At 38.2% G+C, this 22,863-nt stretch carries 23 protein-coding genes and 2 pseudogenes; 17 read left to right on the top strand and 8 right to left on the bottom strand.

Annotation, left to right across the window (positions count from 1 at the left end; genetic code table 11):
- Positions 1–4: 4 nt before the first annotated feature.
- Positions 5–1,621 (bottom strand): ABC-F family ATP-binding cassette domain-containing protein, encoded by a 1,617-nt coding sequence (locus tag I2484_RS03425; protein ID WP_207149627.1) that lies wholly within the window; start codon positions 1,619–1,621, stop codon positions 5–7.
- A 1,038-nt stretch (positions 1,622–2,659) separates the two neighbouring features.
- Here I2484_RS03425 and I2484_RS03420 point away from each other — a divergent pair.
- The 3 genes from I2484_RS03420 to I2484_RS03410 all read left to right on the top strand — a co-directional run bounded on the left by I2484_RS03420 (position 2,660) and on the right by I2484_RS03410 (position 3,888).
- Positions 2,660–2,848, top strand: a complete 189-nt coding sequence (locus I2484_RS03420) for a hypothetical protein (protein WP_207149626.1) — start codon at positions 2,660–2,662, stop codon at positions 2,846–2,848.
- An 81-nt stretch (positions 2,849–2,929) separates the two neighbouring features.
- Positions 2,930–3,118, top strand: coding sequence for a hypothetical protein (locus I2484_RS03415; protein ID WP_207149625.1), 189 nt, complete (start codon positions 2,930–2,932; stop codon positions 3,116–3,118).
- 260 nt (positions 3,119–3,378) lie between these two features.
- Positions 3,379–3,888, top strand: a complete 510-nt coding sequence (locus I2484_RS03410) for a membrane lipoprotein lipid attachment site-containing protein (protein ID WP_207149624.1) — start codon at positions 3,379–3,381, stop codon at positions 3,886–3,888.
- A 737-nt stretch (positions 3,889–4,625) separates the two neighbouring features.
- Here the strand turns inward: I2484_RS03410 and I2484_RS03405 are convergent.
- A complete protein-coding gene (locus I2484_RS03405) occupies positions 4,626–4,880 on the bottom strand; it encodes a GlsB/YeaQ/YmgE family stress response membrane protein (protein WP_207149623.1) in 255 nt (84 codons plus the stop codon).
- 479 nt (positions 4,881–5,359) lie between these two features.
- Here I2484_RS03405 and I2484_RS21930 point away from each other — a divergent pair.
- The 3 genes and pseudogenes from I2484_RS21930 (at position 5,360) to I2484_RS03390 (ending at position 6,343) form a co-directional block, all read left to right on the top strand.
- Positions 5,360–5,737, top strand: a pseudogene (locus tag I2484_RS21930) (YhjD family protein).
- Between the two features lie 2 nt (positions 5,738–5,739).
- The gene (locus I2484_RS03395) at positions 5,740–6,003 is read left to right on the top strand and encodes a YolD-like family protein (protein WP_207149622.1); all 264 of its coding nucleotides are present in this window, start codon (positions 5,740–5,742) and stop codon (positions 6,001–6,003) included.
- Position 6,004: 1 nt separating this feature from the next.
- Positions 6,005–6,343 (top strand): YolD-like family protein, encoded by a 339-nt coding sequence (locus I2484_RS03390; protein WP_207149621.1) that lies wholly within the window; start codon positions 6,005–6,007, stop codon positions 6,341–6,343.
- Between the two features lie 304 nt (positions 6,344–6,647).
- Here the strand turns inward: I2484_RS03390 and I2484_RS03385 are convergent, their stop codons facing one another.
- Both I2484_RS03385 and I2484_RS03380 read right to left on the bottom strand, forming a co-directional pair.
- A complete protein-coding gene (locus I2484_RS03385) occupies positions 6,648–6,872 on the bottom strand; it encodes a hypothetical protein (RefSeq protein ID WP_207149620.1) in 225 nt (74 codons plus the stop codon).
- 251 nt (positions 6,873–7,123) lie between these two features.
- A complete protein-coding gene (locus I2484_RS03380) occupies positions 7,124–7,558 on the bottom strand; it encodes a ferritin-like domain-containing protein (protein ID WP_207149619.1) in 435 nt (144 codons plus the stop codon).
- 198 nt (positions 7,559–7,756) lie between these two features.
- Here I2484_RS03380 and I2484_RS21795 point away from each other — a divergent pair.
- Both I2484_RS21795 and I2484_RS03375 read left to right on the top strand, forming a co-directional pair.
- Positions 7,757–7,870, top strand: a pseudogene (locus I2484_RS21795) (DUF6877 family protein); the annotation flags it as partial.
- 526 nt (positions 7,871–8,396) lie between these two features.
- Positions 8,397–8,639, top strand: coding sequence for a hypothetical protein (locus I2484_RS03375; protein WP_207149618.1), 243 nt, complete (start codon positions 8,397–8,399; stop codon positions 8,637–8,639).
- Between the two features lie 79 nt (positions 8,640–8,718).
- Here I2484_RS03375 and I2484_RS03370 read toward each other — a convergent pair whose 3' ends face one another.
- The gene (locus tag I2484_RS03370) at positions 8,719–9,354 is read right to left on the bottom strand and encodes a pentapeptide repeat-containing protein (RefSeq protein WP_207149617.1); all 636 of its coding nucleotides are present in this window, start codon (positions 9,352–9,354) and stop codon (positions 8,719–8,721) included.
- A 523-nt stretch (positions 9,355–9,877) separates the two neighbouring features.
- Here I2484_RS03370 and I2484_RS03365 point away from each other — a divergent pair.
- Complete coding sequence (locus tag I2484_RS03365; protein ID WP_207149616.1) at positions 9,878–10,096, top strand: DUF4083 family protein; 219 nt, start codon at positions 9,878–9,880, stop codon at positions 10,094–10,096.
- Between the two features lie 529 nt (positions 10,097–10,625).
- Here the strand turns inward: I2484_RS03365 and I2484_RS03360 are convergent.
- The 3 genes from I2484_RS03360 to I2484_RS03350 all read right to left on the bottom strand — a co-directional run bounded on the left by I2484_RS03360 (position 10,626) and on the right by I2484_RS03350 (position 12,354).
- Positions 10,626–10,865, bottom strand: a complete 240-nt coding sequence (locus tag I2484_RS03360) for a hypothetical protein (RefSeq protein ID WP_207149615.1) — start codon at positions 10,863–10,865, stop codon at positions 10,626–10,628.
- Positions 10,866–11,122: 257 nt separating this feature from the next.
- On the bottom strand, positions 11,123–11,764 hold the full coding sequence (locus tag I2484_RS03355) for a cupin domain-containing protein (RefSeq protein ID WP_207149614.1): 642 nt from the start codon (positions 11,762–11,764) through the stop codon (positions 11,123–11,125).
- A gap of 293 nt (positions 11,765–12,057) precedes the next feature.
- Positions 12,058–12,354: a hydrolase gene (locus I2484_RS03350; RefSeq protein ID WP_207149613.1), complete on the bottom strand. Its 297-nt coding sequence runs from the start codon at positions 12,352–12,354 to the stop codon at positions 12,058–12,060.
- A gap of 314 nt (positions 12,355–12,668) precedes the next feature.
- Here I2484_RS03350 and I2484_RS03345 point away from each other — a divergent pair, with 314 nt between their 5' ends.
- The 8 genes from I2484_RS03345 (at position 12,669) to I2484_RS21925 (ending at position 22,733) form a co-directional block, all read left to right on the top strand.
- Entirely contained in the window at positions 12,669–12,911 is a 243-nt protein-coding gene (locus I2484_RS03345; RefSeq protein ID WP_207149612.1) for a hypothetical protein, read from the top strand.
- Between the two features lie 301 nt (positions 12,912–13,212).
- A complete protein-coding gene (locus I2484_RS03340) occupies positions 13,213–14,412 on the top strand; it encodes an MFS transporter (RefSeq protein WP_207149611.1) in 1,200 nt (399 codons plus the stop codon).
- Between the two features lie 879 nt (positions 14,413–15,291).
- On the top strand, positions 15,292–16,080 hold the full coding sequence (locus I2484_RS03335) for an AraC family transcriptional regulator (RefSeq protein WP_207149610.1): 789 nt from the start codon (positions 15,292–15,294) through the stop codon (positions 16,078–16,080).
- Positions 16,081–16,498: 418 nt separating this feature from the next.
- Positions 16,499–17,737 (top strand): LL-diaminopimelate aminotransferase, encoded by a 1,239-nt coding sequence (locus I2484_RS03330; protein ID WP_207149609.1) that lies wholly within the window; start codon positions 16,499–16,501, stop codon positions 17,735–17,737.
- Between the two features lie 12 nt (positions 17,738–17,749).
- Positions 17,750–18,661, top strand: coding sequence for a diaminopimelate epimerase (dapF, locus tag I2484_RS03325; RefSeq protein ID WP_275956870.1), 912 nt, complete (start codon positions 17,750–17,752; stop codon positions 18,659–18,661).
- A gap of 2 nt (positions 18,662–18,663) precedes the next feature.
- Positions 18,664–19,989 (top strand): type I glutamate--ammonia ligase, encoded by a 1,326-nt coding sequence (gene glnA / locus I2484_RS03320; protein WP_207149608.1) that lies wholly within the window; start codon positions 18,664–18,666, stop codon positions 19,987–19,989.
- 62 nt (positions 19,990–20,051) lie between these two features.
- Positions 20,052–21,902, top strand: a complete 1,851-nt coding sequence (gene asnB / locus I2484_RS03315) for an asparagine synthase (glutamine-hydrolyzing) (protein ID WP_207149607.1) — start codon at positions 20,052–20,054, stop codon at positions 21,900–21,902.
- A 597-nt stretch (positions 21,903–22,499) separates the two neighbouring features.
- Positions 22,500–22,733, top strand: a complete 234-nt coding sequence (locus I2484_RS21925) for a GNAT family N-acetyltransferase (RefSeq protein WP_207149883.1) — start codon at positions 22,500–22,502, stop codon at positions 22,731–22,733.
- Positions 22,734–22,863 lie beyond the last annotated feature (130 nt).

Here is a 22,863-nt window from a genome sequence, read left to right as displayed (position 1 = left end):
AACATTATTTCTTTTTATTTTGTTTTTCTTGTTGTGCTTTCCACTCTAGGTAATCATCATAATTCATCAATTTATCGAAGATTGTACCATCATCATGGATTTCAATGATTCGGTTCGCTACCGTCTGGATGAATTGTTGGTCATGTGATGTGAAAATCATTGCGCCTTTGAATGAAATCAGTCCGTTGTTAAGTGCTTGAATTGATTCAAGGTCCAAGTGGTTCATCGGTTCATCCAGAAGAAGAACGTTTGAACTTGTCAGCATCATTTTTGAAAGCATACAGCGAACTTTTTCTCCACCGGATAAAACGGATGGTTTCTTGTTCACTTCATCACCTGAAAACAGCATACGGCCAAGGAATCCACGCAGGAATGTCTCGGTTTGGTCGTCCGGTGAATACTGACGTAACCAATCAACAAGTGAGTTTTCCGATCCTTGGAAGTACTTACTGTTATCGATAGGGAGGTATGCATGTGTTGTCGTAACTCCCCATTTGATAGCTCCAGAATCAGGCTCTGACTCTCCAGCAAGCAGTTGAAGGAGTGCTGTTTTTGCAAGAGGATCTCCAAGAAGAATGACTTTGTCTTCTTTGTCAATTGTAAATGAAGCATCTTTAAGCATTACTCTGCCATCTTGTGTTTTGTTAACATCTTGGATACTTAGAACATCATTTCCGATTTCACGGCCCATTTGGAAGTTGACGAAAGGATAACGTCTTGAAGATGGTTTAATATCATCCAATTCGATTTTTTCCAACGTTTTCTTACGTGAAGTAGCTTGCTTAGATTTCGAAGCATTGGCACTAAAGCGGGCTACGAATGCTTGAAGCTCTTTAATTTTTTCTTCTTTTTTCTTATTTTGGTCTTGTGACATTCTCAGTGCAAGTTGGCTTGACTCGTACCAGAAATCATAGTTACCTGGATAGATCTGGATTTTAGAGAAGTCGACATCCGCAATTTGCGTACAAACTTTGTTTAAGAAGTGACGGTCATGGGATACAACAATAAGAGTATTTTCGAAGTTCATAAGGAATTCTTCTAGCCATTGAATTGCTTTCAAATCAAGTGAGTTTGTAGGCTCATCCAGAAGAAGAACGTCAGGCTTGCCAAACAAAGCTTGTGCAAGAAGCACTTTCACTTTATCAGAACCGTTTAGTTCAGACATTTTCAGTTGGTGATATTCATCTGCAAGACCAAGTCCTTGTAAAAGGATTGCTGATTCAGATTCAGCTTCCCAACCGTTCAAGTCGCCAAATTCACCTTCAAGTTCAGCTGCGCGCATGCCGTCCTCATCTGAGAAGTCCTCTTTTGCATAGATGGCGTTTTTCTCCATCATAATGTCATATAGGCGTTTGTGGCCCATTATAACTGTGTCAAGTACGACACTTTCTTCGTATTCGAAATGGTTCTGTTTCAAAATAGCAAGACGTTCGTCTTTGTTCATGATGACATTTCCTGATTGTGGTTCAAGTTCACCTGACAATATTTTAAGGAATGTCGATTTTCCCGCACCGTTTGCACCAATTAGACCATAACAATGACCCGGATTAAACTGTATATTCACATCTTCAAATAGCTTGCGGTCGCCGAATTGAAGACTTACATTACTGACTGCTATCATTCAAAATCCTCCTAAATTCACAATGCTCCCATTATAGCACGGAATTATTCATAGTAGCAACAATGCTTATACCACATGGCTTTTGAGTCGTTTAAATAAAAATATCCTCCAAATATTCCACCAATTTAAAAGGTGACTGCACTGCTATGGACTTTGACTAATTTGATTTCAAGGTTTCTAAATGAGTGGTCATACATACTTAAAATCGTCTTTGAGTATTCCCTAAACGATTTTGGATAGTTTTTAGTGGAATATATGTACTCAACATAATTTTTGCGTGGATATGTCTTAAGTCATGTGGGGGATAGACTTTATCCCTATTTTCTTACTGATGCGTCCAATCGGTTTCGGTCCATCGTTTCTCATAACTGAGCATGATCTTTTCACACCATTTTCTATACATCTTCAATTGATTTAATAGGGAGTCGAAGACAAAGTTTGTTATATTCTAATTTAGCGTACTGGTTTCGTGGTGGTTACGAGTTCGCTCGATTGTAATTGTCAGGGTATTTTCTTGGCAGATTTAGTAGGTAAGGAGTCGACACATTATGCGAAATGAAAAAAAACCATTAAAAAATGGAAATAGACTTAAACGTCTATTTCCTTCTACATCGCTTCCAATTGTGCTTTATGTTTCTTGGAATGTCATGATACTGCTCATAGCGGCACATTCTACAAGAACAATGGACTTTACCTTTGCTTAATGTCCCACGCACGGGCATGGACTAGCCGTCTCGTTGCAGAACAACTTTTAGAATCGCCCATTTACTTTGAATGATTCTCTCTCGCTGATGTCGAGGATAGGCTTTGGAACAATTTTTCATTTAGATCAGCTCCCTTGGGAAACCCGAGCTTGCAAGGCGCGTCGCAGCACGCCCTACAAGCTCGCTATTGAGCTGGTCAACTGTATTAATTTAATCTTGGTTTATACAAATGAATTAGAATAAATCCTCTTGGCCAGCCAGAGAACAACGATTGATTACAGCATTGCTCTGTGTCATTTGTAGTTCTCTTTTCATTTCAGAAGGAGTGAGGGAAATGAAGTCGTTTCAAAGTGAACTGGTTGAATTAGGACTCCTAGCTGCTCGTACAGACGAAGTAGAAAAGAAGAGTACCAAGGCAAGGTGGAATCTGGTAGAACGTTCGTTCTGTGTGGAGTGGCAAGAATTGATGGGACAAAATCGACAGACCTATAAACAGGTGAATGGGGCAATTCGTAACCGATAAATAGGGGGCGGGCTTATGATGGAGAAGCAGATTAAGCAATTGTTGAAGGATTATCACTAGATGATTAATAGCGTGTAGATCATGCGCGAGGGATTGAATGATGTTGGCGGTAACTTCACGGCTCAATTCGGATTGGAGGCAGCTATGCCGAAAGCGGCTGTGGGTCATAGTGATCCTATTTATCAAGAGTTTTCGAGACGTGAAAAGCGGTGGAAGAAGATTAGTGATTATGAGAAAAAGATAAAGGTGGTGCAGGATAAAATTCATTAGTGAAAACTTTGAAACTGACACTCTTTATGAGTTTAGTAAGATATATAATATGGCTCTTGAAAGCGAATTGGGCATTTCGCGCGCTCAAATTAAAAATGAGCTTAAAAAATGATGTCGTCCGGAGCAGCAGAATTAGTTAACGGCAGATACTATCGATTTCTTTACTAATGAACAATTTTATTCATTTCAGGGGGGATGTGCAGGTGTCCTTTTATTCGGAAATAGGTATAATGGACTAAAAGAGTATTGGGGGATTTAAGTTGAAAAGATTATTATGTTTATTCATAGCTATTCTACTATTGACGGCGTGTGGCAATGATTCCACGAAAGAGGAACCAGGACTGATTCCAAAGGTGGATGACGTCGAAGAAATACAAACACAAGTTAATACAGAAGATAAAGAAGTTGAAACGGAGATCGACGAACCTGAAAAAGAACTGAATGAATATATAACGCCTGAGGAAGTTAAAGAAATCCTAGAAGACGCTGGGATGGGAGAAGAGGACAAGTTAGTTAGTGCATCTGTAGAGGATGTCGAAATTAAAGCAGTCATCGAAACGGCACCGGATGATTTATTCTCAGCTGACGTTCTAGCTGTAACTAGATATAGCCAAGCTTCTGACGAATTACTAGACCATGAAGGATGGCAAGTGCTGACAATTGAATATGTCGATATCGGAACTATCAGTATGAATCGTTCTGAAAAGGAAACAAACGAATATGATATGGATTATTTTCCGACAGAAGAAATCGAGAAACGATTGAAATAAATATCAACTAGATCATTTTTGATTGTGGGTAGGTCGCTTTTTTATTTTATCATCTACTTCGAGTTTGTGGCATTAGCCACATTTTTTCTGAATCTGTTCCGCGAAAAAACAAGAAAGGCCGCGAGCATAATAGAAAAACCATAGTTTGTCGGTATGGTTAAAATAACTAAAATAATAAACCACCCTCGTTGATACCATCTATAGTTAACGGTACTTAGAAGGCTAGGATTTATGACATTTAACTTTTTCAATGGAACCCTCCTAATGGGTAATAATACCATGTTACAATAATTATAATGAATTAGCAAAAATTGGCTGTATCTGGATTAAATGAAAAGCGACCATTCCGCTGAATTGTGGAGTGGAAAGATTTGTCCGCATAGAATCATTGAAGAAGGTCGTACTCGGTCGGTCAAAGAATGGATTGGAAGCTAAATTGAAAGAGCTGAATAACCAAGTTCAGCAACGATTAAAACGGCTTAAGAGCAGTTCTTATCCAGCGCAATTTAAGATGGTGCGATTGCAACTAAATGGGTAACGAATTTAAAGGCTGACAAGCGTTTGCGCTAAAAATTATTGTTGATAAACGTGAATAGTAAATATGAACAAAGAAAAAGCAACCTGTCCACATTTTCTGTGTAGGTTGCTTTATCTATTATATAGACAGTCACCATTTATTGTTGCATACATAAGATTCACTTAAACATATAGAAATAAACTGAAAGAACTATTTACCATTACGAACCTTTACGCATTGATTTCATAATAAGGCTCAAAATGAACACAAGTATAATCGCACCAATGAAAGCAGGGATTATGTAGAAATCAGAAATTTTAGGACCCCAACTTCCAAGTAACATTCCACCAATCCACGCACCTATAATACCAGCAATAATATTACCAATAATTCCACCTGGGATATCTTTACCTAAAATCATACCTGCAAGCCAACCGATAATCCCGCCAATAATTAAAAACCAAATGAAACTCATACTGTCCATCTCCTATTTAGTAGTTTAATTTTTTGCTATAGTCTTTACAATAACCTATATTACACTTTATCAAACATCAAGGAGGAAAAAATTAACGGAAATTTCAATGGGGTAGCGGACAACAGAAACACTTAACGTATTTTGAGAAATGTAGAAGTGGTCATCCGTGACCTTCAGGGGCAAAGCTTATTTGGTAATAGTTAATAATTTCTACTATCCACTTGCAATGAGAACGATAGTTCTATATGCTAATGAAGTGTAGGGAACAAGTGTGCTTAGTGGATTAATTACGTCTGTTGAATATAATGTATATAGCAAAGGACGATACAATCTGCAAGCAAAGAATTAATGTACTCCAAGTAGGTGAGGTATCATTCCGTGCATACTGTTTACTGCGCCAATCCAAATGTACTTATACAATTGATAACATACTCGTGCTCGTTCCCGTCAAATCTTAAGAAAACATGGTGATCTAAGTCGTGTTTCAAATTTCAGAAGCAGCCCTTTCATATTTCGAGAACGCGATTTACTTGCCGATAATCATCGGTGTTTTAGAGCGGGATCTTGAAGCAATAAAAAATGGCCCGTTCAAATTAAAGGGACCAAACATCAATTTTATAAAAGGTACATTAAAGACCCCTCGCCTCGAACTATAACAAACGAATAACTATGTAAAAAGTAACAACATGCGAGTTATTAAAGGCGGAAATGACGGCACATTTACTGAATACAAATTCATCCACAATGGTCACGAAGACACAAGGCGCTATATGAACGTAAGATTGCGCAATCTAAAAGAAGAATTAATTCATGTGAAATTCGCTAAGATAGAAAATCCAAATCTGAAAGGAAGATGAAAATGACGGCAATTCCGAAACCACCAAAATCAAAGGTTGTGGCAGGGCCAAAATTAACAGAAACCGACTTTCTTGAGATAGGCGAAAGAATCGGCGAATCTAAAGAATTCGGCGTTGAAGTTGAAATTACGATATATGCTCACAAGAGGTATGAGTCAGTTAGAGGAGTCGTTAAAGAAATCGAAGGCCAACGAGGATTTTTGTCGATGCATGTAGGTTATGATAATATAAAAATCAATATGAATAATATTGTGAGCGTCAAATGAGGTGTTAGAAAAAAAACGTGATCGCGGAACAAAAAAGTGGACTGCTTTGATGCTCCCTGTACACATTGTGGAGCTCCGGAAATGGTTGAAAGAAGATAATTACGAAGAACATCCTAAACTAAGCGATTTTGATCTGCAATCCATACAAGAGGAAGTAGAAGTGGCATATAAAAGGAAATGCCTAACATTCGTAAAGTCCTGGGATAAAGGTAAAATCATTTTGCATAGCGGGGTCATAAAAGAAATTAATGTGCAGTCAATGTGTGTCATGATTGACGGACCGTTCGGAACGGATCGCATGCCTGTATCGAATATTATCCGTGTCCAATGCGCAGAATAACGCATAGAAGCCCTTTCCTGTCTTGGATTGGGCTTTTAATCCGTCGAAACATTATAAACAGACTTACTTCCCACTCGTAGAATAGCGATAAATGGAAGGAAGTCTAAGTACGCCACGTCCTGCGGCAATAAGGAGGGATGCAGTTCAATCGCTCACGCCTGCATGACCCACATCCTGTGGGCTTCCGAGCCTCTAGGCACTTGAGTCTGGACGTGAAATGTCTAAGTTACAACTTATCCACAGTAAGAGGTTTTATAATTATCTATGCAATAAAAAAACCCTCTTTTTTAGAGGGACGATGACATTAATATAATGGTCCTTGGTTCTGACAAGATGGAAATCCATTTATATCCTGAATCATATGAAAATCGTATTTTTTTAAAGCGAATTGTGCTTGATATAAGTATTCAACTACAAGAAGTTTCCCGTTAGATGTTCCGCACAAAACCCCCGAAGCTCCTTGCCCATTTGTTAATGAAATTCCAACAGGTTGACCGATTAAATATCCGATTTTTTGATGCCATGGCATAGTCATCACTCCTTCAATACATCATATTAACTATGGAGTTTTCAAGTGCCTGTCTGGCTTTAAAGAGAAGAAAATTAGTTCGCAATAAGAAAAAAAGACCACTGATTACAAATAATCAGCAGTCTTTATCACAGTCATCGTTTGATATAGCTAGTGTTTGCGAACTAGACAATCTATAAACGTAGAAGTATTTGGCAGTAGACGCATCATGCGTAACCATCGCAAATAAATACCGAAATGAAAATCCTACACTATCCCTTTTGAAGAATAAGCTCTTTTAATATGTTGACATGTTTTTGATCGTGATTCAAAATATCATTAACAAGTTCTAAGCTTTTGGGGTCTAAGTCGCCTTTTACAAGTTCCTTAGATATTTCTATGCCTTTATCTTCTCCCTTTAGGGCATCTTTCAAAATAAAGGTGGAATCGTTGGACGAGCCCTTGAGATTGTTTACAATTTCAGCAATAGTACCCTTAAAACCTACATCATCAACAGGTATACCCCCAAGATTTTGTATTCTCTCTGCAATCACCATTGCATGTTGTTTATGATCTTTCTGGATTTTTTGGAGGGTCTGTTTAATAATTGGATCTTCGATGTGATGAATGTATCTTTCGTAGGCTTGTATGGCCATATAGTTTCCTCCAAGGAAGGTATTCAATTCTTTGATCACACTAGTTTTCATATTAAAACTCCTTAATCATTTTAATCATATGGTTCACTAGTTCAAGAAAAATTATACGGGATAAACAATCAACATGATTGACGGCTACCACCCAATTTAACTAGTTTTAAGGCATATTTCGACCATCAAGCGAAGGTGTGAATCACGTGCCAGCATATCAGAAAATAATCAAGGCTTATACCTTAATTACCGTTTGAGGTATTGAAAGACGTCGAGAGATGCACTGGCGATTGGCTGATGTCCAGCGGTAATGAGGATGATCCGTATATTCACCAGCAATTGCGGTACACACAGAATTTTGAAAAGGAGTGATAACTGTGGTGAAGCAACCTACTATTTTTGAAATGCTGCCAAAGAAAGGAACGTTTGCTAGTAGGGATATAGTTGAAGTGGTTGTCAATGTGGAGGAGAAAATTGACGAGGTTTATTGAAGTTCGTTGTACTGTGGAAAAGTCAATGGTATGGGCGATAACGTTTACTATATGAACCATTTCAATCGATTGGACGAACTACCAAGTGACGATGATATCCTTCCTATTGACATAGCAACGGACACAAGGAACCAAGTATCTGCGACTACTCACTTGGCGCTAGCATTTACCAAGAAGCAGAATGTGAACCGGCTTGATATATTCTATTAATGACCCGCTAACAAAGTAGTCAAGAAGGAACCGAGTGACATATAGAAATCTCTAATCGAAATGGGACACATCACGATTGAGGATGTGTGTGTGCCATATCGGATGGCAATTGAACCGTATTCTGAGCATTAAAGGCGAACCCTACCCTTTCTTTATGTAAAATGGATAATAGATTGAGAAAGGGTGAGGGATTAGTTATGATTAATGAAGAAAGAAATAAACTATCGGATATACTATTACGAAGTCTTTACGATTATCATTTTGCTAATAATGGCGGAAGTTATAAATTGCCCAAAGCAATGATAAATGCTGACGTAAATAGCAAAATGGCTATTGAATACCTTATCGAAAAAGAATACGCCGTAGATAGCGGGCAAGGGTCAGATAATCTTGTTTTAGCAATAACAACGCAAGGTATGGACTATATAAAAAATAAATAACTGTATGCATTAAGCGATTAACAGGAACGTCCATACCAGGGCGTTCTTTTTGTTTATCCATTAACGGAAAAAGGTGAATTTAATCAGTAACTATTAGACCAAATTGAGAAGCAAATTGAATTGCCTGGAAAGAATTCACTTTGCAGCCTTTAAGATCTTCCGGTGATACTGTAATTGATTCAAAAGTAGAATTACTAATATCAATCCCCTTTAGTGGTGTTTTTTCAAAGTTTGTACTGTTTATGTTGCATAATTTAAATTCAACGTTCTTAAATATACAATCATAAAAATCAGAACTTACTAATGATGTGTCTTGAAATTTAACTTTTTCTAGTTTTGAATTTCCGAATGATGCCAAGTTCAGTGAAGAATTATCAAACTCAACATTGCCAAAGCGAGACTCTGTAAAATCCACACCTAATAATTTGCAATTCTTAAATACAGCCCTATGTATAGAAGAACTATTCAAATTAGCATTTGAAAAATCGCAGTTATCAAAAATGACATCAGTAATGTCGATATTACTGAAATTAGTATTGTTAAACCTACAATTTTTTAAGGACATTTTAGATAATCGCACTCTATGCAACACTTCATTAGAAAAAAAGGAATCATTAATTATGCACATTTCAAGTTCTGGATCTTCTTGATAAAAAATATCTTGGAAATTGATTGTAGGTAATTCGTTTGGTATTTTTGGTGAATCGATTTTCATTTAACTACCTCTCTCAAACATGAATTTTTTGCATTTGTTCAAGGAATGAACTTCATCATGCCTTGATTAGTAACTCTAAGCTATTATTGATTATTATAAAAGACTATATTTTTATGGAAAACTGTGTGCAATGTTAGGCGCATTTCTTAAATTATACGTGAAACTCAGTTAAAGATTTACAATGTCACAACCGCAAACTTATATATATCAAGAAAACAAAGTATTGTCGGACGACTTCTTACATATGTTTGGAATTATTCGGATGCCAGGTGAATGATGAACTTTGAATATTCTCTAAATGGGCGCTGTATTTGTTGAATTAAAGAGGTATTCAAATTAAGAGAGCCGAATAATAGAATAAAGTACTTGGCTCTGTTCTTATTCAACTAACAGGATTAGTTAGTTTTTTAAAATGAAAATAAAACAGATAGTGAAAGGTGTTTTTTATGAGCTGGTGGGGGAAATAGATTACTAGCATGAGGCTCGAAAGATCACGTGCTTACTAAATAAATAGGAGGGTAGTATGAAAAAAATGTATAAAGTAAATCACGTAGAGAATATGAATAACGTGAATATGGGTGGCATTTTAGTTACATCAACTTTTATTTTGTTCGTTAGCTTGGCGGTATCGATTAGAAAGTGGTCAAATAATGAAAAGAAAAAAACTCAATACTGCATAAATATTAATCGAAAATTAGATAAGATAATAGTTTTGTTGGAGACAAAAGATAGTGGTAGATAACGGGAAATCCCTAGAAAAATAGGGGCTTTTTATTTGCTTGAAATACTCATGCTTGTTCTGAGCACTGAACCGAAAGGAGGAATCGAGTGTTCGTAATCAATTAATGAGGTCGATGGAATATAAAGAGTCACTAGATATGCTACACACGGCAAGAGGCGGAACCGTTAGCGAACCGAGAATCGATGTACTGCAGGTGGGTGAGGTATCGTTCCGCGCATATTATCATCACAGAGGATCCGAGCTGACTTTTACAATCGACAACGTGCTCGGCCTTGTTCCCATTGCATCGACAGAAATTTATCTTAGAACACAATCGTGATCGAGGTACGAAGAAATGGGTAGAATCATTAGCTGGTTGATGGGCAGTCCAAACAAAAAAATCACTAATTACAAATAATCAGCAGTCTATAGCACAGTCATCTGGTGATATAGCAACAGTATTGGAGGACAAGGAAATCATTAAACATAGAAGTATTTGATAGCAGCCAAGTAATGCGAAATAAAAAAAGCCATTAAAAAAGAAATAGACTTAGTCGTCTATTTCCTTCTTCATCGCTTCCCATTGTGATTTATGTTTAGACTTTGGAATGCCATGATACTGCTCAAAGCGGCACATTCTACAAGAACAATGGACTTTTCCTTTGCTTAATGTCCCACGCACCGGCATTGAGTCGCCCTCTCGTTGAAGAGCATCTTTTAGAATCGCCCATTTTCTTTGAATGATTCTCTCTCGCTGATGACGAGTATAGGCTTTGGAACGGTTTTTCATATGGATTAGCTCCCTTGAAAAACCGAGCTTGCAAGGCGCGTCAAGGGGTGTCGCTGCACGCCCTACAAGCTCGGTATTGACCTGATCAACTGTATTAATTTGATCATGGCTTAGTTCCTTTCATCACGTATTAAATGATAGTACCACAGACGCAAACGGAAAACAGTATAAAAACTATTAATTATGCTGTACGACCATAAAGCGATGAGATAACTGTGATAAAGACCACTGAAATTAATCAGCAATCTTTATCACAGTTATTTTTTGTGGCGAGAGGTCGGTAAGTTTTGATAAGTATATGGATACAGTTGGTCGCTGTATGGGTCTATATAATTTGAATCTTCATATGAGGTGCTAACATTTTCCTTGTTGCAGTCTATAGGCGGTCCAATAAATGTAGCTGATTTTACGGGGGCAATTGCTATTTTCCATTGACTCTCATCCATGCAATAGGTGTGCGCCATGATATTTGCCGGAGTTAATTTTAAGAGGTCCGAGCCTAGAATTACTTCCGGGGTTGGTGCATCAAAGATTCCTAAAAAGTGAGTGTTATCAGCTGTAGCCACTATATAATGCCACCATCCTTGAGGCACATTAGCAACTCGCCCAGGTGTGATGGGGTAATTTTGAATTTCTTTTGTAAAAGGATTCAAAAATGATACAGTACAAGCTCCAGAAATACAATAAACTAGCTCTGCAGCATGTTGGTGGTAATGTGGTTCGACGACATTGCCGTCGCTAAGAAAAATATCAAGTAAGGACACATTTTCTAGTGTGTTTAATTGGTTGATACCTAACACATTAATAAAGTTTTGATTGTCTTTTTGGAAATTCAAACTGTCATTCACGTCAAAAGTGAACTGCGTAGTTGGTGAAGTGTAATCAATATTTGAACTCATAACTACATCCTTCCATAGATGATGTCAAATATGCTTTGTTGGCACATGTTTATAGAATATGTATGAATTCATTTTAGTGTGATGAACCATTTATTTTCTTGGACTGAAACTCGGGCGGTCAAATAAACAGTGAATCAATAATACGAAACAAATGAAATTGGGCATATTATAGGAATAACTAGACGTGATTTTGAATGCACTTTCCGTTGATTGATCTATCGAGTGAATTGTTTGTGAATTGAAAAAGACCTCTTTCATAAACACAGAGGTCCCCCTTATAACTCAGTCTACAACTACGCTATCCGAATAGCTTGAATGCTTCGGCAATCTACAATGACAACTGTACCAGGTACTGCTGGATCGCTAAAGAGCGCACAGCAAGTCTCCTCGTCAAGGCTAAGAAAAACTAATGCTCCTAACTCATTAAAACCTGCCAAGTATACATTCACTGTAGTATTCATTTGTAAGTGTCGTAATTGATCACAAATGCACCCCTTACAGTGATTGACAACTTCCTTTTGTTTCTCATCCTTTTTATTCTGCTCACACTTATCACATGAGCAATGCTTTTTATTTGAATAATTCTCCATCTTCAAGACCTCCTTTCTGGTTTTGTTAAGCTTGGCTTACATTTATAACATATGAATTTTAAGTGAAAAGCGATTGGACAACTGTGGGGAGTAAAGGGAGAAAATTTTAAAATACCTGTAGGAGCGGTTATATAAACCCGACTTTTGAAATATCCAAGATTGCTGATCATTTATTAATCGAAAACTTGCAGGACATCCATGCGCGTATTAATGAGAAAGGATAATACGGAAATCATACCTAAATTGATTGAAACAATAATAATAAGTGAATAATAAAACTACATTATTGTTGTTCTAAGAAATGAGGGCATGGTATGAGTGAGAAATCGACGGGAGAGGAAGAAAGTGTGAATATAACATATTATTTTACAGTGCTATTCACAGCAATTGGAACCGTTTTAGTGTTCTATTTTTTGTATCAAAAAGTAGGAAAGATAGATCTTTTTATTACCTTACTTTCAACATCGGCAGGCGGAATACCGTTTGGATTCATTGGTGCATTTATTGATTATAAGGTTTCAGCATATAAGTTTGAAAAGCGAAGTTTCGAGCAATGAAATAAGTTGGAATTCCTCCTGTATAACACTGAGAGGGGATTGGTAACGGTAATGGCGGAATTCATACTAGATTTTTCAATATTGGATAAATAATCCGGTTAGCTATACATACATGGCACTATTTGAAACACTACTCTCATAAAGTGATAGAATGAAAACCAGACACCCTGGTGATAGTTTTTGTTTTCATTCGGATATGTGATGTGATTGAGCACCACACACTAATTTATTTTGAAGTCGCTGTTTCCCTCACAAATGAACGCCCAGAGCCATTTTTTTACTGAAAGAAAGGAACGAGTAAATGTCTAAAAAAGTAACTAATCAAAACGCATTTCTTATTATTTTTGCGATATTTGCGATATCCATTAATATGAGGCCAGCCATTACATCGATTGGCCCCATGCTTGAAACGATCCGTGAGCAGTTAACGCTTTCTAATGCACAGGTGAGTCTCTTAACGGCGGTTCCGGTCATTTGTATGGGTATTTTTGCCTCAATGGCTCCAGTATTGAACCGGAAATTTGGATTAAAGCGTACAATCTATACGATGCTAATTCTAATCGGACTAATGACCGCATTACGGGGATTCATTTCCAGTTTTCTACTTCTAATCGGGACGGCATTGCTTATAGGTATAGCTATCGCAGTAATCGGGCCGCTTCTCTCTGCAATGATCAAGCAGTATTTCCCGGAGCGTGCGGCATCCGTCATCGGAATTTATTCATTCGGGATGGGGGTCGGGTCTGCAGCTAGTGCAGGATTGACCGCCGTATTTTTTGATAGAACAGGTTCATACTTGTTTGCACTTAGTATTTGGTCGGTGCTGGCATTACTTGGTCTAGTTGCATGGTTTTTTGCGATGAAAGGGAATATGGAGGTACGGCAACTCGATTCTGTTGTCGTGAAGGGTAAACAGAAAAAGATGAGGTCCCCATGGCAAACACGGAAGGCATGGCTATTCTTACTATTCTTCGGTTTGCAGTCATCTGCATTTTTTTCAATTATTACATGGCTCGCTCCCATTGCGATTTCCGCGGGAATGACATTGCTGCAGGCGGGAACGCTCCTTAGTATCATGACGACTGTCCAAATTTTTTTAAACATACTCCTTCCGTTGCTGATGGAGCGTTTTCCAGCACGAAAGTTTTGGCTATTGCTAATGCTCATTGCTGGTATGCTCGCAGTCGTGCTGTTCTGGACGGGGATCCATCCACTTATGTGGGTAGGTGCATTCATCATGGGCATACCACTTGGCGGTTTATTCCCCATAGCACTTCTTTTACCACTTGACGAGACAAAGACTGCTGAGGAGGCTAGTTCATGGACTGCAATGATGCAAACAGGCGGTTTCATTATTGGGGGATTATTGCCACTTGCGATTGCAGTTGTTTACGACGGTACCACGAACCATCATTATACGTTTGGCATAATAATGTCGCTGTATGTGATGATGATCATCCTGACGTTTATGATTGGGGATAAAAAAATAAGTGAAATTTAATGAAGTACACGTCTGTTCATTAACCATTCACTTGCATAAGATACTGAGAAGGTAGGCGCAAAAGTCTTCATTTGGACGAGTAATTTTCCCGCTCGCTTTCGGCTAAACTGATCACGACAGGTTTGGGGAGGAATTCCAGTACATTCCTCCTCGAGCCACCCTTGTCGATAATCCTGTCGCGTGCATATAGATCAAAATATCTCGGACCCGGTGTAGGGGTCGTTCAATTTAAGCAACTGTACTCGGAACGCCTAGTCTTTTCTAGTTGCTTTGGTTGATCTGTTACTTCGAATTATCGAAGAATACAGGAAATGTCATAAAACTAACGGTTTATCTTTGTACGCCGTAAAAGATAAAGAATCTACTGAAATTATAGATGGTGCCGGATTTACTTTTAAAGTCATGAAATTGTTTGAAGATATAGAGCAAGAAGGGCCTAATTATGAATACAGGATATAGAATTTATAACTAATCCGCAAACTGTAAATAATTTACAAAAAAACTCTATAATCCCTATTCTTTTTCACCTATCTGGCGACAGAATAGTACCATATTGCTCACGCCCAGCTTTGATTTCACTCTTTATATTCCCGTCTAGCGTATCATCTGATAAAATACTTTTATTTATAAAACATTGTGGCAATCATCCCAAGGGGGTAATTATTTCTGGACCTACTTGCTATCTGAACATGGAAGCTTTATTCGGTATATTTAGGAAAGGACTTCTACCCTTTTTTTACTATATTAAAATCTTCAAAAGATAGGAATTTTAGCAAGTTTTATCGAATATGGTTACATAGGATTCATCGTAGACAGAAGATAGACGAGTGTCATTAAAGAATTCCTGAAAAAGGTTTTCAGAAAATAAGGGGGTGCTACATGTTAGATTTGAATCCAGAACAATATATTTTGAAACAGGTATTTGCCACTATTCAATGTGAGCCGACCTGGCAATGGAAAAAACGGGATAAACCGTTCCCTAATTATGATTTATTTTATGTTTGGAGCGGGGAAGGAACACTATTATTAAACGGAAAGCCGTACGATGTACAAAAAGGTCACTGTTTTCTTTTTAAACATGGAGACATGACAACAGCCACGCATAATCCCCAAAACCCCCTAGTATTGACCTATATTCATTTTGACTTAACTGAAACACCACAATTAGTCCCTACCGCTCATCGGCTAGTCGAAAATACTATGAGCTTTGAATCACTCTTAACTAGGTACGTTCGCTTGTTATTAGTAAAATCATTTGGAATGGAAATAGAGGCAAAGCTCATCTTAAAGCAATTAATGATTCATCTTTTGAGAGAAGCAGAAGAAAAGACAGAGCAAATGGCAAATACGAGCAACAGCTTGCTGGAAACTGTTCGGGAAATAGCTAACTATATTCAGCAACATCCCAGTGAACACCATTCAATTGAAAGTTTAGCAGCCCGAGCCAATCTTTCTTCAAGATATTTTTCCCTGAAGTTTAAACAAATAATTGGCCATACGGTTAGATCATATATCATTCGTTCGCGCATTGAACGAGCCGAACATTTACTCCGTTATTCAGGGTTGACGGTGACAGAAGCTGCGTGTGTCCTTGGATATAGCGATCTCCATTTTTTCAGCAGGCAATTTAAAAAGTACACAGGTAAAAACCCTTCAGAAATTCGTTAAACTCGCCAGGCTCTTATGCTTGGCTTTTTTTATTGTGAATTTCTGGTATTACCAATAAAAAGTGCAAATGTTTAATCAATGAGTCTAAATCAATTCCGTTTTAAAATCGATATTATAAAAGTAGAAAATGATTTCAAGCAGTGAAGGAAGGTTGCAAATGGCAAGGATCTAGATAACAAAAATCGGTGTAAGTTCGAACACACTGCTATTGGAATTGCGACGCTGACGAATACAAAAGGCACTAAATCATATAAAGTTGTCGATTAAACCTTAACCGTACTCGAAAAATTCTCCAATCGTAGTTAGAGAAGAGCGGGTACAGTGTTAGGTTGGGCGATTCTAGATGGTAAGGAGGGGTTCATGGAATTCAATGAGTCCACGATGAGCAAGATGGCCTAAATGTTTGGGAGGAATGGATATGTCAACTGAATATATACAACAGTTGTTCGCAGACCGTTTAGGTGGTCCGGAGTTTGGCTTAAAAGAGGAAATCTATAAATTCGAAAAAATAAAGAGAATAAAAAAAGAGGCATCGCTAGAAAACCCTCACATGGAATTGATTGATCTAGGCGTAGGTGAGCCTGATGGAATGGCAGATGAAGCAGTTGTGAAAATACTAGCAGAAGAAGCAAGGAAGCCTGAAAATCGCATGTATGCGGATAATGGGGTAGTTGAGCTGAAGTATGCTGCTGCGAAATATATGAAACAAGTATTTGGAGTGGATGATCTTGACCCAGAAACAGAAATCAACCATTTGATTGGGGCAAAGTCGGCCTTGGCGATGCTTCCTGCAGCCTTCATCAATCCTGGCGATATTACACTTATGCCATCGCCCTGTTATCCTATTTTAGGCACTCACACAGAATACTACGGAGGAGAAGTTGTCCATCTGCCGCTTTTGGAGGGAAATTCATATCTGCCAAAACTACATTCATTGAACGAAGGTATTCTGAAGAAAGCGAAGCTACTTTACTTGAATTATCCCAACAACCCAACAGGAGCTGTAGCAAATGCGGAATTCTTCGAGGAAGTAGTTCAATTTGCAAAGAATAACCAATTGATCGTTGTGCACGATGCCTCTTATGCTGCTCTCGTTTTCGAGGATGAAAAGCCACTAAGCTTCCTTTCTGTACCCGGGGCAAAGGAGGTTGGAATAGAGCTTCATTCTTTATCAAAATCATTCAATATGACAGGGTGGCGCATTGGATTTATGGCAGGAAATTTGAAGATTGTCAAAGCGTTTAAGACAGTGAAGGATACTGTTGATTCTGGTCAATTTATCGCCATACAAAAAGCAGCGGCATTCGCCCTTTCTCACCCAAAAATTACAGAACTTACTGCTGCGAAATATTCACGGCGTCATGATCTTTTGGCGATAGCACTAAGTGAGTGCGGCTTTACTGTTAAAAAACCGAACGGATCATTTTTCTTATATACGAAGATACCAAAAGCGGTTGCAAGCGGTCCTCAATTTCAGTCTGCGGAAGAGTTTAGCCACTATTTATTACGTGAACATTTAATATCTAGTGTTCCATGGGATGATGCCGGACACTATGTGCGATTTTCAGTTACGTTTCAAGCTATAGGAGTGGAGGAAGAACTACAAGTAATCACTGAAATCAAAGCAAGGTTGAGTACATCTAAGTTCATCTTTTAAGGGGGGGTAAAGTTGTTGTTTACAAAAATGCATGGATTGGGGAACTCCTATGTTATTTTCAATCAATTAGAAGCTGAAATGGACTATCAAGACTATAATCAGCTGGCTCAACTAGTTTCTGATGTCAACTTCGGAATCGGATCTGACGGCATGATCCTAATCTGTTCTTCAGATGTAGCAGATTTCCAAATGAGAATTTTTAACGTGGATGGATCGGAGGCGAAGAATTGTGGCAATGGATTGCGTTGTGTAGCAAAGATTCTTTTTGATCAAAAGTACGCTACAAAATCCCCGTTTACAATTGAAACGCTGGGAGGGGTTATGAGTGTGGAACTAGATGTAGACAATGAAAAACACGTGCAGTATATAACTGTCGATATGGGAGAACCCAAACTATTGAAAAATAAGATACCGATGCGAGGAGATCCATTTACGTTTGCGATAGATGAACCGCATTCATTTGAAGGTGAAGTGTATCGCATAACTTGTGTATCGATGGGGAATCCACATGCGATCATGTTTGTCGATGATGTGAATGAAGTTTTGTTAGAAAAAATAGGTCCTGAGATAGAAAATTCCGATTTATTTCCAAATCGAATAAACGTCGGCATTGTTCATGTCAAAAATAGCCGAGAAATTGATTATCGAGTGTGGGAACGAGGATCGGGCATTACAATGGCTTGTGGAACAGGGGCTTGCGCTGCGGTAGTGGCTGCCACATTAAACCATATGATTGACAGACATCTTCCAATTACCGTTCATCTTCCTGGGGGGGACTTGACGGTAAGTTGGGATGAACATGGACGCGTATGGAAAAGAGGAAAAGCGACATATATCTGCCAAGGGGAATTGGATAGAGACATCTATATTATTGGGTCCATGATAGATGATGGTAATGATTTTAGACAAAATGGAAGGGGATAAGTATGAACAAAGAATCTGTATTAAAATTGGCAAAGGAACAAAATGTAAGGTATATTCGCCTGCAATTCACAGACTTATTCGGAGCAATTAAAAATGTTGAAATTCCGATTAGTCAGTTGCCAAAAGCATTGGATAATAAAATGATGTTTGATGGCTCATCAATTGAAGGATTTGTACGTATTGAAGAATCGGATATGTATTTATATCCAGATTTAGATACGTTTATGATCTTTCCTTTTTCAACAGAAAAAGGAAAGATCGCGCGCCTTATCTGTGATATATATCATCCAGATGGAACACCATTTGAAGGTGACCCTCGAAATAATCTTAAGAGAGTTTTGGACGAAATGAAAGAACTTGGGTTTACTGATTTCAATGTTGGTCCTGAGCCTGAATTTTTCTTATTTAAACTCAATGACAAGGGTGAACCATTACTGGAATTGAATGATCATGGCGGTTATTTTGATCTTGCACCAACTGACTTAGGAGAAACTTGTCGTCGTGATATCGTATTTGAACTGGAAGAAATGGGATTTGAAATCGAAGCTTCCCATCATGAAGTAGCACCTGGCCAGCATGAAATTGATTTTAAGTATCAAAGTGCAATTAGAGCCTGTGATGATATACAAACCTTTAAGCTTATCGTTAAAACAATTGCTCGCAAACATAGGCTGCACGCGACATTTATGCCTAAACCATTATTCGGCATTAATGGATCTGGCATGCATTGTAACTTGAGCTTATTCACAAATGGCGAAAATACTTTTTATGATCCAAACGGTTCGCTAGAAATAAGTGATATTGCAAGAAATTTTGTAGCAGGAATTCTGAAACATGCTCCGGGTTTTACTGCTATAACAAACCCTACTGTAAATTCCTATAAAAGGTTAGTCCCCGGATATGAGGCGCCATGCTATGTGGCTTGGTCGGCAAGAAACAGAAGTGCACTTATTCGAATCCCGGCATCACGTGGGATGAGTACACGTGTAGAAGTTCGTAGTGTTGACCCTGCTGCAAATCCGTATTTAGCCATGGCTGTCCTGCTAGCTGCGGGATTAGATGGGATTAAAAATAAATTAACACCACCTGAAACAATTAATCAAAATATCTATGTAATGTCAACAGAAGAGCGGGAAACAAATGGAATCATTGATTTACCGGCTACTTTGGCTGAGGCACTAAAAAATCTAAAAGCAGACAAAGTGATTACTCTAGCGCTAGGAAACCACTTGTTGGACCGGTTTGTAGAAGCAAAAGAGTTTGAATGGGATATGTATAGGATACAAGTACACTCATGGGAACGCGATCAATATATGTCGCAATATTAATGAAGTGGTGAATGGTGAAAAAAGAGAATTGGGGAATTTCTAATAAGAAGGAGTGATCGCTAGTGTGTGGAATAACAGGATGGATTGATTGGCATCAAGATTTGACACAACAAGTATTCATTGTGGAAAAGATGGTAAATACATTGGCGAAGAGAGGTCCGGATGCTTCAAATGTATGGAGTTCGCGCCATCTTTTGCTAGGTCATACACGGCTAATAGTTGTTGATCCTGCCGGAGGTATACAGCCGATGTCAAAAGAAAAAAACAGTCATACTTTTACTGTCGTATATAACGGAGAGCTTTATAATACAGAAGAAATTAGAATGGCATTAATAAAAAGAGGGCACTCTTTTCAGTCTTATTCCGATACGGAAGTGTTACTAACGGCATATATCGAGTGGGGAGAAGATTGTGTAAAGCATCTAAATGGAATATTTGCATTTACAGTTTGGGATCAACATAGGGAACAGCTTTTTATGGCACGAGATCGTCTTGGTGTTAAACCTCTATTTTACCGTGAAGAAAATGGAACACTATTGTTTGGTTCAGAGATTAAGGCGATACTAGCACATCCTAAAGTGAAAAGTGAAGTGGACAGAGAGGGGTTTCAGGAAGTGTTTGGATTAGGGCCATCCCGGACTCCTGGTCATGGTGTCTTTCGCGGTATTAATGAACTTCGTCCAGCGCATGCAATGACTTATACTAGAAATGGGTTGAAAATTTGGCGTTATTGGAATGTAGAAAGTAAAAAGCATCATCATACGTTAGATGAGACGGCTGAACAAGTAAAAATTCTTGTGCAGGATGCTGTTGAGCGGCAGTTAGTTGCTGATGTGCCTGTTTGTACATTCTTATCTGGAGGCATTGATTCGAGCGCAATAAGTTCATTTGCTTCAGATTTTTTTAAAAAAGAGGGACGCGGAACCCTTCATACGTACTCCATTGACTACGAGCAGAACAATCAATATTTCAAAGCGAGTTCCTTTCAGCCTGATCAAGATGCACCATGGATACAGAAAATGCAACACTATTTGGGCTCTATTCACCACTCAGCCATTATAACTAATAATCAGCTGGCAAACCTGCTAGAAGAAGCAGTAATGATGAGAGATTTACCTGGTATGGCAGACGTAGACTCATCATTGTTATGGTTTTGCGATCAGATAAAACAAGATTATACTGTAGCTTTGTCTGGTGAGTGTGCAGACGAAATCTTCGGAGGATATCCATGGTTTTATAAAGAAGAATTGATGAATGGAAATGAGTTTCCGTGGATGAGGTCTCAAGCGGAAAGACAGCAGCTATTGCTTCCTCATTGGCAAAAGAAACTCGATTTAGAAGGGTATGTGAGGGATCGTTATAACGAAACGATTAGTGAAGTGCCTCGACTAGGAGGGGAAACCCAACTTGAAGTGCGGCACCGGGAAATGTCTTATCTAAATATGATTTGGTTTATGTCAACGCTTTTGGAGCGAAAAGATCGTATGAGTATGGGAGCGAGTTTAGAAGTGCGTGTTCCATTCGCGGATCACCGCATTGTTGAATATGCTTGGAACATACCATGGGAAATGAAAATGCTGAACGGCCATGAGAAAGGGATATTACGAAAGGCTTTAGAAGGAGAACTTCCTAATGAAATTCTTTACCGGAAAAAGAGTCCGTATCCTAAAACACATCATCAAATATATATGAACCTAGTTAAGACTAAGTTAAACAACATTTTAGATAATAAAACATCTCCACTACTAGAGCTCGTCTCAAAACAAAGAGTCAAGGACATCATCGATTCAGACGGATCCTCATTCAAAGTTCCTTGGTTCGGTCAGCTTATGACAGGCCCGCAACTTATAGCCCACTTAGTCCAAATTAACATGTGGCTAGAAAATTACAATATAAACATCATTGATAACTAATTACGTTCGATCTTTATTGATTTTGGGTGGCGGCAAGCGGTACAGGGTTTATTTCGGTGACTCTGTTCTTTTATATAGCTTGTTTGACATGTAAATGAAGTAACCCCAAGGGCAATAGCTTAATCCCTGGGGTTATTATTCCCACATTATGCCGTTCAAAAGGTCTTTTCATTTACCTAAAGAAAGAGAAGAAATGCCGAGAGTATAACCACAAAATGAACATGGATTTCAGGATATATTCATAGACAAGTATTCGGTCATTGGCTATAAACAATGAGGGAAATCACGTCATATCTAATTGAGGATTATGAGGCTGTACATTTTAAAAATGAAACAAGAATAGATAGAATGACTCAAATAAAAGAGCATGAGAACTAACTAATACGTGACTGTCCTTCACAATATTCAGCATTTCACAAACAGATATTTCAAGCGAAGTAGAAAACTAATCCTCATTAATTACTCTTTTAACGGGAACTACTAACCAATTTGGTGTTCCTTTATTTGTTCGTCAAAATCAACAATAACATTTGACATAGCTAATGAAATTATAGATATTGCTAGATTTAGTTGTATGAATTCATTAAGTGATGGAAAATAATTTTTCATTTCAGTAAAAAGTCTTGGGGCAAAGGTTTCGCAACAGAAGCGGCGTATCCTTGCTTAGAAATTGCCGGAAATCATGTGGAAGTACAAATGCTCACAGCATCTGCAAGTCCTGATAATCAAGGGTCTTTAAAGGTATTGGAAAAGGTCTGCTTTACTATTGTAGGTATGAAATGGTCTGAGGATACGAAGCACGATGAACCTTGTTATGAATATCACTTTTAACTAATCGTGCATATACTGTTTGGATTCAATAGGAGAGTGTAAAATATCTTGTGTAAATGAATAAATGCAAAAAGGAAGACCTTTTCTTGGTAGAATTAAGTCACCACAACCAATCCTAGAAAAGAGGCCT

It is taken from the genome of Sporosarcina sp. E16_8 (assembly GCF_017347095.1).
Classification (GTDB): Bacteria; Bacillota; Bacilli; order Bacillales_A; family Planococcaceae; genus Sporosarcina.
Note: the sequence above shows the minus strand (reverse complement) of the source record. Positions and strands in the feature narration are given on the sequence as shown.